At 42.7% G+C, this 14,590-nt stretch carries 9 protein-coding genes and 2 pseudogenes; 1 reads left to right on the plus strand and 10 read right to left on the minus strand.

Features of this window, described 5'->3' with window-relative positions:
- Positions 1-13: 13 nt before the first annotated feature.
- A complete protein-coding gene (locus tag HNW13_RS03575) occupies positions 14-775 on the minus strand; it encodes a DUF6445 family protein (protein ID WP_192115269.1) in 762 nt (253 codons plus the stop codon).
- 9 nt (positions 776-784) lie between these two features.
- A pseudogene (locus HNW13_RS03580) lies at positions 785-2,167 on the minus strand (tryptophan halogenase family protein); the annotation flags it as partial.
- A gap of 86 nt (positions 2,168-2,253) precedes the next feature.
- Here HNW13_RS03580 and HNW13_RS03585 point away from each other — a divergent pair.
- Positions 2,254-2,978, plus strand: a pseudogene (locus HNW13_RS03585) (IS5 family transposase).
- Here the strand turns inward: HNW13_RS03585 and HNW13_RS03590 are convergent.
- The 8 genes from HNW13_RS03590 to HNW13_RS03625 form a co-directional block, all read right to left on the minus strand.
- Complete coding sequence (locus tag HNW13_RS03590) at positions 2,946-3,101, minus strand: tryptophan 7-halogenase (protein ID WP_243756163.1); 156 nt, start codon at positions 3,099-3,101, stop codon at positions 2,946-2,948. The pseudogene HNW13_RS03585 and the gene HNW13_RS03590 sit on opposite strands and share 33 nt — an antisense overlap.
- A gap of 42 nt (positions 3,102-3,143) precedes the next feature.
- A complete protein-coding gene (locus HNW13_RS03595; protein WP_192115268.1) occupies positions 3,144-4,166 on the minus strand; it encodes a cupin-like domain-containing protein in 1,023 nt (340 codons plus the stop codon).
- A gap of 5 nt (positions 4,167-4,171) precedes the next feature.
- On the minus strand, positions 4,172-4,894 hold the full coding sequence (locus HNW13_RS03600) for a SapC family protein (protein WP_192115267.1): 723 nt from the start codon (positions 4,892-4,894) through the stop codon (positions 4,172-4,174).
- Positions 4,895-5,004: 110 nt separating this feature from the next.
- Complete coding sequence (locus HNW13_RS03605; protein ID WP_192115266.1) at positions 5,005-6,582, minus strand: tryptophan halogenase family protein; 1,578 nt, start codon at positions 6,580-6,582, stop codon at positions 5,005-5,007.
- A 315-nt stretch (positions 6,583-6,897) separates the two neighbouring features.
- Positions 6,898-9,834 (minus strand): TonB-dependent receptor, encoded by a 2,937-nt coding sequence (locus tag HNW13_RS03610; protein WP_162023478.1) that lies wholly within the window; start codon positions 9,832-9,834, stop codon positions 6,898-6,900.
- A gap of 769 nt (positions 9,835-10,603) precedes the next feature.
- A complete protein-coding gene (locus HNW13_RS03615) occupies positions 10,604-11,872 on the minus strand; it encodes an IS4 family transposase (RefSeq protein ID WP_192115265.1) in 1,269 nt (422 codons plus the stop codon).
- Positions 11,873-12,109: 237 nt separating this feature from the next.
- Positions 12,110-13,123, minus strand: a complete 1,014-nt coding sequence (locus HNW13_RS03620) for a LacI family DNA-binding transcriptional regulator (protein WP_101086666.1) — start codon at positions 13,121-13,123, stop codon at positions 12,110-12,112.
- Between the two features lie 55 nt (positions 13,124-13,178).
- Positions 13,179-14,507 (minus strand): glycoside-pentoside-hexuronide (GPH):cation symporter, encoded by a 1,329-nt coding sequence (locus HNW13_RS03625; protein ID WP_192115264.1) that lies wholly within the window; start codon positions 14,505-14,507, stop codon positions 13,179-13,181.
- Between the last annotated feature and the right edge of the window lie 83 nt (positions 14,508-14,590).

The following is a 14,590-nucleotide window of genomic DNA, read 5'->3' on the forward strand; positions in this document are numbered from 1 at the left end:
CGAGGTCCCTGTGTTATTTGAAATTGATAAAGATATTCGCGGTTAATCGTCCTGTTTTAGGGCTGCTATCGATGTCGGTAGCTGGGTTGACTAACGTCGAGTGGAGTAGGTTGCCGGGATATATGACTAAACGATTTGGCCGATATTGAACCTGATGATAAAGGGTGTAGTGATCATTACTATCGACCACATAATCAGGCGTCAGCGCTTGTTGTGCATCGACAACCGGCTGTGCCTGATTAAAGTAATGGTCAATGTTGTGTGGTGTTATCTGTTCATATTGCGTGGCGTTATGGCGAAAAAATCCAGTATCCCCATGAGCACCATCATTGAGATAGTGCAGAATCGCAAAATAGTGCGGGTCTGGGGTGTCAAAGTGTGGCATGCATTGCAGCGGCAATAAACGTTTTGCAGGCTTGTCGATAACCGAAAACACGCATTGTTGGGGCTTTATGCGTAACGAGTGTGACACCTTGTAGGTATCATATATTAACTGGTATACCGCATTAATCACGTCGATTACATATTGCTTGGGCAGCGGTGCGCGCTGCCCTGGATAGTATGAACCTTGGTCTTGATTAAATTGACTATCATCTATCGCAATATCGATTAGCGGCGAAAGATCAGCGCCAAAGTCATCAATGATAATCACCGGCGTTTGCTGTAGGCCAATAAACTCAATGTGGGGCGTAAATGGCCCCACCTTGATAATACTCTTGCTTGATAGAGTATTCTTGCTTGATATCGTTTGGTTGTTCGATGAGTCGGTTGTCATGTTACAACCTTACATGCTGGCTGATTTACAGTAATGCTGCACAAAATCATGGTGCGCTGGCAAGGTATCAACTTTACGTTTTACCGTTGCTTTAATGCTGTTTAAAAAGCTGGTTAATTCCGCTTCGTCCATCATGTCGACAATAGGATGATATTCTTTCGGCATTAAGCCTTGGCCCATCATCACTTGGATCCACGAGCTTTCACCAAACAATTCATTGCCGTATTTATAGACTTTGCCTGATTGGCTGAACATGTCGATACGATGTTGTAATGAGGCTGGAATTGGCATGTTTTTACAGTAACGCCAAAAGCGACTGTCTTCGCGATCAGTGACCTTGTAATGCAAAATAATAAAGTCGCGAATGTTATCCATTTCAACTTTCGTTTGTTGATTGAATTCAGCAATATCGGTATCTATAATGCCTTGTGATGGGAACAGCTGTAATAGGCGCACTATGCTGCGTTGGATCATATGAATGCTGGTGGACTCTAATGGCTCTAAAAAGCCGGCAGCTAACCCTATTGCTACACAGTTTTTGTTCCAATGTTGACGACGAGTACCCGTTTTAAACTTAATCACCCGAGGTTGATTGATCGGCGCGCCTTCAATGTTATTGAGCAATAATTCAGTCGCATCAGCATCAGAAATGTATTTACTGCAAAACACTAAACCATTGCCGGTGCGGGTTTGCAACGGAATACGCCATTGCCAACCAGACTCTCGGGCAATCGAGCGAGTATATGGAATTGGTTTTTGAACCGCTTCAGTTTGTACTGCTATCGCACTGTCACACGGTAACCAGTGGCTCCAATCTTCAAAGCCAGTGTTTAAGGTTTGCTCAATAAGCAACGCTTTAAATCCGGTGCAGTCGATAAATAAATCGCCTTCAATTAACTCACCATTTTCAAGCTTTAACGCGCGGATATTACCCGTGTCGTCGTGTTGTAATACGTCGGCGATTTTACCTTCGATGCGGGTCATGCCATGGTGTTCGGCAAATTTACGTAAAAATTTAGCGTAAAGGCTCGCATCCATATGGTAAGCATGGTTGTAGTCTTGATTGGGTAATACGGCAAATCGGCCTTGGCGAGCAGCTAAATGCTCGGTGCAATAGTCGCCAATGTCACTGACTAGGCCTTGTTGCTTGCCTTTAAGCCAAAAGTGCTGAAAGCCACAAGCCCAGCAGTCTTTACCTAAAAAGCCAAATGAATGCAGGTAGTCTTTGTTGACGTCATGCCAGTTTTCAAACTGGATACCGAGTTTGAAGGTGGCATTAGTGGCTGCCATAACGTCTTGCTCTTTTAACCCAAGTAAACGATGGAAAATATGCAAGGTTGGAATAGTGGCTTCACCGACACCAACAGTACCAATTTCGTCAGATTCTACTAGGGGCTGTTGATCTTTGTTTGAATTTTGTGCGAAGAAGGTAATCTCGTATAATTCACTTCGCCAAAAACAAATACAACGAGATTACCATGCCCCGATTAATGCTCACTGATGAGATGTGGTCGAAGCTAAAAGCTATTCTGCTTGATGATAGAGTTTATAACAAGCAAGAGCATCGATTTACGATAGGTATCCTTTACCGATTGCGTGTTGCTGCCCTATGAGATTTACCTGAATATTTTGGCTTATGGAATACCATTTACCGTCGATTTTACTGTGGTCAGAAAAGGTATTTTACTTAGCTGTTCAAAACATTATCGACTAATAGTGATACTGAATGGGAATTTATTGATGGAAGTTGTAAAGCCATCAACACAGTTCAGGTGCATCATCTGATGAAATCAGCAATTGGGTTAAGTCGTGGTGGTAATACAAGCAAATCCATCTCGCGGTAGATAGCTGGTTTACCGATGAATTCATTGTTACAGGTGGAAAGTTCATGATAGCAAGCAGCTAATGCCCTTATTGAATTATTGCCACAAAGTCATTTATTATTGCAGACAGCTACGACAGTGAAGCGATTAGAGATAAAGTGCGTGAATGTGGTTCAAAGCCAGTGATCCCTAGAAGACAAAATTCGAAGCAAGGAAATGGCGATATCGATTGGTGTTTATACAAATATCGGCATTTAGTTGAAAATGCTTTTGCTCGGCTCAAGCATTTTAGAGCGATAGCTACCCGCTATGATAAATTGAAAATTAATTTTGAAAGCCTGCTGGCTCTAGCTTGCTCTATAATTTGGCTGCCAATGTGAAAGATCAACAGCCCCTAATACAATTTCAAGATTTTTGCCCAACAGTTTGCTAAAGGCGGCTGCGGCCATCCAACCTGCGGTTCCACCACCGGCAATGACAACTTTTTTGATTGATTTATTCATCTTGGGCATCCTGTTTGGCTTGATATCTTGCTGTGTTCAGCATTATCGTTTTAATTTATTGATTAAGTCTGCACGTATTTTGCGGGCCGTTAATTCGTCTAATGGCTTAGTTTGCATGCCTTTCACATTGTCGGGAATATGACTGTCATCAACATCGTCATGATCGAAAATGTAGTGTTCGAATATCGATTTCCATGCTTGGCGCTGAGCTTTAGGCAGAGAGCGTAAGCTTAATATGCTGTGCAATAAGGCATTGTTAGGGCGGCCTAAAAAGCCAGGAGTATCGCGCCACCAGTGGGTAATGAGTACGTTAAAGTCATCGACGCCACGAACATGGTGCCACCATATGCTGGGAATAAATAACACATCACCAGGGCTTAGCTCTGCTGTTAGGCTGGCGTCTAATGCCTGCTGAAAACGTGGGAAACGTTCAAAGTCGGGGTTCGCCATATCAACGAGACTGATGTCTTGGCCACCGGGTGCCAGTTCCATGGGGCCAACATACAAATTACTAATTTGCTCGGGTGGGAATAGGGTAAAGGTACGCTTACCAACCACGTTACACGCCAGATTTAGCGGAAAGTCATAATGAGCAGCCACCTTGGTTTGGTTACCTAGCCAGATGCTGGTTAACGGTTGCATGGGCGCTAAATCTAAACTGTTTTGTGCCCCTAAACCGGGTAAACATTGGTGGATATCCGTCGAGCCCATGTACATTCCCGCAGGCATGTCTTTAATCATTTCTTGGCTTAATCGGTCTAGCAGCTGATTAAAGTCCAATCGGCCGGCTTGATAATTAAAACCATCAAGTTTTTCATTGTAAAACACTCTACCTTGTTGCTCTGGCGGTAAATAATACGCTGTTACTGGCATGCCTTGATAAAACTGGCGCAGGTAAGTCATCGCACTTTGTGCCGACTCTAATCCTGCCTGGACCAACGGCCAATGGCGACACAGCCCTTTAAATACCATGGGTTTGTCGGCTTCACGGATTAAGTCTATGACGTTCTCTAATGTACATTCATTGATACGTTCGACTTGCTGCAGTGTCTTGACCGTTGTCATCACTATTAACCTTGCGCATTCTTGAGGTTAAGTAAGTCTCTTACATTGCTTTGCGAGGCTAATGTCATGTAAATGGCTTGCAAGTAACCTTGCTGGTGCAGCTTTGCTAATGCGTCAGCAGACAATCCGGCTAAGGTTTCTTCATTGATGGTATAAAAACCGATCATCTGATTTTTTTGACCGTTGTCTAACTCAATATCTAAAGTGAATGATTCCAGCAATTGATGTTCAATCAAGGCATCGACAAAGCGTTGACCATCTTGTAAACCATGATGTATGACCTCAAGAATTTCGCCGACATCATCGAGTAATGGCGTGTTACCGCCGTAAGGTAAAAATAATGCTTCACCTTCGGTTTCGCTGACTCTAGGGTGGTCTAAGTCCACATGAATAACGCGTTGCTGACGTTCTACACCGTCTTCAAGTACGGTTTGTTGACCGATTAAAAAAGGTTGGCGACGCACAGTAAGCGGCACGTATGATGCGCTCCAGCCTTGTTCACTTAAAAACACGTTATCATTTTGCTGGAAACCAAATAGTGCCACCGCGTAAAACTGACCTGTGGCAGTATCTTTATGAAAAAAGATCGGGTAATGGGCTTGCACGCTGCGAAACTCTTGCGGAAATGTCACGCTATACCAAAGGTTATCGCCTAGTGCAGCAGAGCGATGAGTCATCACTTTTACGTCTTTATGTTCAATGCTGTTTAGTAATACATGTTGGCTCATTTTGATGTCCTATCTTGTTCGTTCAAATACGTCGTATTTTTATGATTATTGTACGTGAATTTTGTCTGTAATCTTATTTGCGTTGTTATCGTGATTATTTATGTCATGTCTTAAAGCTTAGGGAAACCATATTGCGCAACTTTATCGAGTAACTCTCGATTACTCGGCAGGTTTTTAGCAAGCGCTTGGGTGCGCTGTTGATTGTCATTAAACAGTCGCTGTGCCAATTGTTGCATTGACGGTTTCACATGATTGGGCAATTGGGTGTTATAGCCCATGCCATAAAGTACATATTGAAAACTGGCTGCCGGAAATAAGGCTTCTTTATAACTAATATCTTGTTGGCTCGGTGTTTGATAACGCCATAATTCGAGCATGGCTTGTAAGCTGTCGGGGATTGAGTTTGACTCACGATGGTCACGCCAATAACCATCAGCTTCACGTCGGCTTATCACATAATGCAGCTTTAAAAAGTCGATAATTTGTTGCCAGTGTAGTTGATAGCGCTCGTTAACACGCTTAGCAATCGTGTCCATCACCATACGATTGGGTGGTAATTGTTGGGCTAAGGTAGACGCAGTCCATTCTATTAATGCCAAAGCCGACGCTTCTAATGGTTCGATAAAGCCTGCTGCCATCCCGATAGCAATACAGTTATTTTGCCAGCATTTAGCACGATACCCAGGGTTAATCGTCAGTTGTCTCGGTTCCAATTTGTCAGCTGCAGCGCCATCAACACCGAGATAATTAAACAATGTTTGCTGTGCATCTATGTCATTGGTATGGCTTGATGAATATACATAGCCGACACCTTTACGCGTTGGTAGGCCTATATCCCAAATCCAACCGTTTGACTGTGCAGTTGAGTGGGTGCAAGACGCAATAGGGCTATTTGCATCAGGGTAGGGGACTTGTATCGCGAGCGCGCGATCATTAAAAAGCACCGATTTTTGACATAAAAAAGGCACTTGCAAGTGTTCACCTAACAGTAGAGATTTTGCGCCGGTGCAGTCGATAAATAACTGGCCACTGATTTCGCCATGTTGTTTAGTGATCAGCTTGTCGATGTCGCCATGATCGTTATTAATAATTTGACTGACATGGTCGCGAATATGGGTGACGCCGAGTTTTTGAGTGCAATGCTCTGTGAGTAACTGACTAAACTTAGCCGCATTAAGGTGGTAGCCGTAGTTATTTTGAAAATGATACTGAGCAGTGGCAATGCTTTTGGGGGCTAAACCAAGCTGAGTTAATACTTGCTGGCTACAAACGGCTTCGGCAAAGCTGACTTGTTCGGCATGAGGCAGCCAATATTGGCATAAGTCGAGTTCTTGGTGACCGTGGGGCAAACTAAATGGATGTAAATAGCTGTCAGTGACCTTGCTTTGTGGGTCTGCACACCAATTGATAAACCGAGAGCCCTGTTTAAAGCTAGCATCACATTGGCGAATAAAGTCGTTCTCATCGATACCAATTTTGCTCAGGGTTGAGCGCATTGAAGGCCAAGTGCCTTCACCTACGCCAATAGTGGCCACATCCGGTGATTCGATTAAAGTAATATTGAGTTTGGGAGAGTGAGCTAAAACACCGTTATCAACATTATGTTCAGCGGCCAACAAACCGGCAGTTATCCAACCAGCGGTACCGCCTCCAACGATGACTATTTCGGTTATTGGTTTTTGCATCATCTTTACCTACGCTTTTGGCGTGATTATTATTTTTATTCTGATGAATCTAAAAATCTGATTGCTTAAAGAACACATTAACTAGCATTCAATAAAATGTCTGCACATTCAAGTAATAGTTTTTTTATGTTTTGCGTGTATGGTTTCAAACAACTAGGCGTAAAAAATAGTAACGTCCTTGTTACTCAATATGTTGCAATAAAAGGAGGTGACAAAGGCTGGCACCTCAACGACCTGAAAGGGAACTTGAGTGAATTCCGTCTAACACTGGGGTATTAGCCGAAATATCACTCAATGACTATTGCATTACGCTATAGGCTAGAAAGTGTAGCGAGCACCTAAACTATAACGAGCGCCGGTTTCGGTTAGGTTTAACACTTGCTCTTCTGCACGACCGTGAACACGGATGTACTCTTCAGTAATGTTAAGTCCTTCGAAAAACACGGTTAAGCCTTCAACAGATTCGACATCATAACTAACAGACAAATCGATTTGCGAGTAAGCTTCTGTGTACTGTGGGTTAGCGCCAGTACCTTGACCTGTAGAGTTTAAGAACTCATCACGCCAGTTGTATGCGATACGAGCTTGGAAACCATAATTCTCGTACACCAATACCGCATTAGCAGTGTCACTGATACCGATTAATGCTGACTGTGCATCAAATGAGAAATTGTCGTAAGCCTGATCACTATCAACCAAGGTGTAGTTGGCTATTACACCAAATCCGCTTTCGCCGAAGAAGTGTTGAGCCGCAAACTCCCAACCATCAATGACTGAGTTATTAGAGCTATTTGATGGCGTTGAAATATTAAAGTTCAACAATTCATCATTATTAGCTGCACTGCCGCTAATAATTTGATTGGTGGCATCTACAGCAGCATTATCAGCATAATTTGCGAAAATATAATCACGAACAGCGCCAGCTTCAGTTGTCCCCGTTGCGGCCACAGCAGCTTTATATAAATCACCAGATGCTGGGTTATAAATGCCGTTAGTGGTTTTAACTGTTTCAGAACTGATAAAGTTCTTAGTGTCTTTACGGAAGTATCCTACCGACACGTAGCTCGATGGCGCGTAATACCACTCTGCCGAGAAGTCGATATTTTCAGACTCGAGCGGCAATAATGTAGGGTTACCAGCAGAACCACCACCATTACTACGATTGGCAAGGGTCGCTAATACCGTACCGCCTTGAATATCTGTGTAGCTAGGACGACCAATAGTTTCGCTGTATGCTGCACGAAGCATGACATCTTCTACCACTTCAATATTAAAGTTGAAGCTTGGAAGTAAATAGTCGTAATCACCGGTTTTGGTTTCAAAAACTTGCTCACCAGTACCCACTAATGCAATTTCAGTTTCAGCAATCCAATTTGCGCCATCATAACCAGCAACGGCTGCGGTCGAGGTGACATCAGTTTGCTCATAACGAAGTCCAAAATGCACGTCATATGGCATGCCAGCAATTTCATTATCGTAGTTGTACTGTACATAAACGGCTTGTGATTCTTCTTCAGTGTAACGGTCTGTTTCAGCTGCATAGTTTGTTGAAGGGCAGAAGCCATTACCACAATCACCGCTTACTGCAGAAGCATAGTTTGCTGCTGCAAAATCACGTACTGACGCAAAGTCCCACATGAAAATGGTATCTAAAACATCGAAGTTACCGTCTGAAAGTGAGAAGTCACCGCCATTGGCGTCAAATTTGTCATGAATGGTGTCAGCTGGGAACCATGCGTCTTCAAAGTCACCTGCAGAGCCTACTCCACCCCAATCGTTACGCTGAACGTTGACGCTTTGTGAGTGATTGTTTACGTTCGTTAACGCAACACCAAAGTCAATGCTGCCAGCATCTTCAAATAAGTATTCACCGTCAAATTGGTATTGATCAATTTCAGACTTATTACGTGCGTTACCAAAAACAGAACCGGTAAGCATCATGTCTGCAGGTGTCACTGCATTACCACCACCAACAGCAAGCACTGGTAAGTCACCGCTAAAGTCAGTTGCCGCGCTGGTACGCACAAACGCTGCAGTACTTAAATTGTTGTTTGAACCATAAAGGTTGTTTGGTTTGTTTTCCGCAACCGAGTTGTGCGCATCAAATGTCAGCTTTAAGTTATCTGTTGCTTGCCACTCAAGGTTAAAACCTAAAGAACCACTTTCGTTACGTACGCCATAATCACCAGCCGCCATAGATAAATCAGCAGGTGAACCATAAGTTTCAGAATAAATAAGTGGTGAGGCGATAGGGCCATCAGACCATACGTTTTCAGACGGAACGAAGTTAAACCATGCTGATACGTCATTCGATTGAGTGTCGATGTCGTTACGCATGTAGGTATAATCTAAGCTTGCGACTACGCTATCAACAGGGCTGTACTGTAATACTAACTGGCCGTTAGTACGGGTACGTTGTTGTTCTTCAAAACGATAAACAGTGGTTTGCGGAACTGAATAAATATCGCTATCACCAGGACGATTAACTTGGGTGCTGTCTTTAGCAACGCCGCCCCAATCACTGTTGTCAGCAGAACCTGGGAAGCTACGCCAGCCGGTGCCGACCTGTGCTTGTTGGTTGCCACTTTCACGCTCTTGATAACTGGCCGAGAGTGAAATACCAAATTTATCATCAGCAAACGTGTTTGAGTATAAACCTGATAACTCAGGGGTAACTGAGCCATTATCGGTTGATTGATCATCAACTGCTTTTACACCAAATGTGGCTTTTAAGCCCGGAGAGCTGAATGGCTTATGCGTTAAAATATCAATAGTAGAACCAATACCACCGGTTGAATCTGAAGCTTGGCTAGTTTTGTGTACTTCAACACCACTGATACTTTCAGAAGCGATGTTAGCAAAATCAAATGAGCGCGAACCTGTAGTCACAGGCATTTGACGACCATTGAGGGTGATCAAGTTGTAGTCTGGACCAAAACCACGCACGGATACTTTACTGCCTTCACCGTTAGAACGGTCAATCGATACACCAGTAATACGCTGTAACGATTCCGCTAGGTTGGTATCAGGAAACTTACCAATGTCTTCAGCTGAAATAGAGTCAACGACTCCACTTGATGAACGTTTCACATCCATTGATTTAATTAAACTGCCACGAATACCAGTAACCGATATTACTTCGATATTTTCTTCACTTGCTTCATCAGCAGCATAGGCTGGTAACATACTGCTCACACCAAGCACTAGCGATAAACTGGTCGCAAGCTTAGTTTTTGTAAATTTTGTTGTTTTCATCTAGGAAATCCCCATTGACTAGATTTTACTTCTCTCAATATTGCGGGTTAGGCGCAAATCGTTTTTTTAATTCTCTATCCACGCAGTAATCATTATTTATAATTGTAGGGTTATAAAACATCTAATGTAAGCGCTTACATAAAACTAGTGTAAAATGTGACCGCAGTCAACAAAAACAAGTTCGAATTATTACATTTCATTAACTCAGATGTAGATTTATTTATACTTAATGTTGTTATTTATTGTTTTTAAACGTTTTTAATTTAATGTTTGTTTCCGCACTAAAATGTAAGCGCTTTCTTTTGTGGGTTAGATTGTTACCAATTATATTTATGACTTATCTTATTATTGGGCTCGAATAAGGTGTGCTCAGAGGCATAAGCTAAGGTGTTGTCATGTATTTGGGTGGCATGGTTGTCAATCAATAGGGTTAACACTCACGCCTTTGACTTCATCCTATTACTATCATCAGCGCTGGCTCGTTCAATATAGATACCTTGTTAAAGCAACAATGGTGGTGAAGGTGTTACATTGAATGTTAGATACGTTGAACTATTATATTGTCTGGTGAAAAGGGGAGCTGATAAGTGACTTGAACATGCCAGTAATCACCTAGCTCAGGTAATCGTAATAATGTCAGTCGTGAGCAGGTATTGGAGTTTCACTTAAATACTAAGTGTTATGTTAGCGGTGAATATGTGAGAGGCTTACTTTTTATTAGTGGGTCGTATCAAAAATCAAATGTTAATAGTTATTCATACACTGGACCTTAAGCATTAAGGCCTGCAAAAATTCCATCTAACGTTATGTCTTTTCTAGATTTTCTTTGTTGTGACTTTTTTGCGTTTATTGTTATATAGCAGACCGCCCAGTCTATCTTTTCTGTTATTTCTGACCAAGCCCGATGACAGATACACTCAAAGATTGGCAGCAGCCAAACGTCCACATTCTTTGCCGCTTTGAACAGCGAAACTGAAGGCATGATACGCATCGCGGTGCTGCGTCTGATGATAAGTGCCAGCAGGCTGGCCCATACTAGGCCGTCAACTATCGCTTTCTGCGCGGTGGCAAATCTCTGCCAGTTTGTATGTGATTTCAACTCTTTGAACAGCAGCTCAACCTGCCAGCGGCAGCGGTAAATCGCCATAATGTCATCGGCTGAGTAAGACTCTGCCGGTAAGTTGGTTAGCCAGATGCAAAATCTCTTTTCTTCTGCAAACCAACGCCTTATCACTCGAAATTCCTGCGTTCCCCGCTGGGCTTTTAGGTCAAGCACTTCTGAGCGATTGGTGCGACGCGTGATGTCTTTAAGTTTCACTCCGGCAAGCTTAGGCAGCACACGGCCCTTGCCATTTCTAGCTTCAACTATTCTTGGGTTGAGTGACTTTGTCCCCCGAAAAATATAGAAACCATTATGGCGTTCCACATTGGCAAAATATTCGAAATCAGGATAGCCCGCATCAGCCAGAAGCAGTGTATTTTTCATTCTAAAGGCCATGGGGAGATAGGTTCTTTCTGAAGCGGTATCAGCACTTATCGCCATTGCTGTGGGATTAAATGTGCGCAATGACATGGTCATATGGCACTCTATCGCGGCGGGATTACGCTTAAAGCGGCTTGGGTACACGTCAGCTAACGCCTTGTGAACATGAAAAGAACTGCCGTCCTGAAGCAAAATATCATCAAAGCCTGACAATTTCTTCGGAAGCGAAGCGCATTGTTGGCGAGCAAACTGAGCGATAGCCAGCTGAACCAGTTGCTTCATAAAATCAGCAAAGGCGGCTTTGCGGAGCTGATTATGAAAAGGTTTGTAAGCCACATTATCATTTTCTGTCAGACACATACCATTAAACTGACGATGTAAGTCAGCAATGGCATGGCAGTTCCCTTTGCTCAACGCAGAGACCAAGCTCGGCACCAGTAACTCAGGTAGTACAGCGCGATTTCGCTGTATAAACCCTGTGCGCTTAGCCATTTTTTGAAGGATGTCTGCATTGAAGAATTGCATAAATTGCTTTTTTAAGGTGATAATTGTCATTGGCTTTATTTATTGTTCAGGTTGATTTGTTTGGCGACAATTATCAGATCATAAATAAGGCCTTTTTTCTATCTAAAATATAGGTTTATTGCTAAAGATCCTGTCTATGAATAGTTATTACACTCGTTAATAGTTGCTGTATTAGCTAATAGCGACTGCATTATGAGCCAATACCGTTGCTAAATAACATGAACAATTAATGATATATGCTCATGTTATCTGCCTTGTAAATTCAGGTTATTGACTTTTTAGGTTAACCGCTTTGGCTGAATCACGAATAAATAATTCTGGCTGAAATGAGCGTTCAATTACCACGTCTTTATTGTTGTAAACTTGTCGAAGTACCCAGCGAGCGGCCATTTTACCCATCTCGTTAATGGGGTTACTGACGGTAGATAATTTAGGTGAAATATATTGCGGGAAAGGGATATTATCGTAACCGATAAATGAAATATCTTCCGGAACACGCAATCCATGCTCCAAACACACAGCAATAGCGCCTGAGGCCATCTGATCATTAGCACACACTACAGCTGTGATCGGTTTGTTCATCGACAATAAACGTTCCATCGCTTCACAACCGCCAGCTTCTTTAAAGTCACTTTCAACGCAAAGGGTGTCATCAAAATCGATATTGTATTGTTGCAATGCTCGTTTATGTCCTTTTAGGCGATCTCTCACATCGAGCTTAAACAATGGCCCTGAAATGTATGCGATATCTTTATGGCCAAGTGATAAAATGTGCTCGGTAGCCATGAAGCCACCTTGTTCATTTTCAAGATAAACACAGCGTTCTTTGATAGCGTCGATATAGCGGTTAATAAATACCACCGGCGTTGAACCTTTACTGAGCTCGATTAGGTAATCGTCCGATACAGCCTCAATGTCCAAAATAAGGGCATCACAGCCGCGACTCATTAAAAACTCAACCCCTTCTTTTTCTTGTTTCTCGTCACTATGACCAGCAGCAATAATCACGTGCTTGTTAGCTGTTCTAAGGGCTGTTTCAATTTCGGTCATCATGGGACCGTAAAAAGGACCGTCAAGCTGAGACACCAAAACCCCGACACTGTTTGAACAGTTCGAGGCGAGTGACTGTGCAATGGTATTAGGTCGGTAACCTAACGCTTTCATTGCATCGAGTACTTTTTGTTTGGTTTTATCGCTTACTTTGGTGTTGTTGTTCATGACTCGGGACACAGTCGCCAGAGACACACCAGCCATCACTGATACATCGTAAATAGTTGCCATATAATGAGTATTAAAAAGCCGTCTTGGAGCACATGGCTCCAAGATTAACATGCTTTTATTTTGCTTCTCTATTTAATTCTAAGTGAATTTGGTCCACTTTTTGATTATCTAAAGTGTACCAGCGCATTACAAAAGCCACGACTAAAGATCCAATCGCAGGGTAAATAGTGAATGATAATAATATACCTTGCTGAGTATGCTCCGTTTGCATGGTATCAGGCTGATAACCATAACCCGCTAATAACCACCCCGCAGAAGCACCACCAATGGCAACACCCAGTTTGATAAAGAAAATCACTGAGGAATAAATCATCCCGGTAATGCGTACGCCATTTTTATATTGGCCATAATCGACAACATCAGCCATTTTTGCCCAAAGTAATGGGGTGGCCATGTTGAACGTAAAGCCCCAGATAATAAACATTCCAAAGGCGAGCACGACTTGATCGCTAGGTACAAAGTAGCTCACTACGCACATCGCTGCCGCAAGCAGTTGCAAAGTGATATAAGCTTTGACCTTACAAAAGCGTTTAGCCAAAGGCTCAGCTAAAATACAACCAAATATATTACCAACCATAGCCAGAGTGATAAATAGGGTGATGGAGTCCGGCATGTTAAGGAAATATTTAACGTAGTAAATCGCTAAGCTAGTGCGTAACACCATGCCTGATAATAAACACACTGCCGCAATAGCTAACACACGCCATTGGTCATTTTTGAGCATATCGGTAAAGTCTTTCTTAAAGCTAGACTGTTGATCCGCTGGCGGGTGTAAACGCTCTTTAGTACCCCAAAAACAGGCAAGAAACATCGCAACACCCAAAACGCTCATGGCGGCAATAGTCAGTTGGTAACCTTTGGCTTGATCGCCTTGACCTAAAAATTCGACTAGGGGTAAGGTTAAACCTGACACCAATAAACCACCGAGCATTGCAAATACAAAACGGTAAGATTGTACTGACACTCGCTCTTTTGGGTCGGCTGTTAACACGCCGCCTAATGCACAATATGGGATATTAATGGCGGTGTAGACCATCATGAGTGCGGTATAAGTAACGAAGGCATAAATCATTTTGCCGTCTTCAGTTAAATCAGGAGTAGTAAAGGCTAAAACACTGATAAAACCAAAGGGTAGGGCAAACCATAATAGGTAGGGTCTAAACTTACCCCAACGGGTATTGGTTCTATCTGCCAACGCGCCCATCAATGGGTCGGTGACCGCATCAATTAAGCGTACAGCTAGAAACATGGTGCCGACAAATGCTGGCGAAATACCGAAAATGTCGGTATAGAAAAAGGTTAAAAACAGCATAACAGTTTGGAAAACAATATTACTGGCAGTGTCCCCGAGCCCGTAAGCTATTTTTTCTCTGGTGCTTATCATACATGCCTCAATTGTTGTTATTTGTTAAAATGATGCAACTGTTTGAATAGAACAAAGCCGTTTTATACAACGGCTTTATCTGG

It is taken from the genome of Shewanella sp. BF02_Schw, from assembly GCF_014596695.2.
Taxonomy (GTDB): Bacteria; Pseudomonadota; Gammaproteobacteria; order Enterobacterales; family Shewanellaceae; genus Shewanella.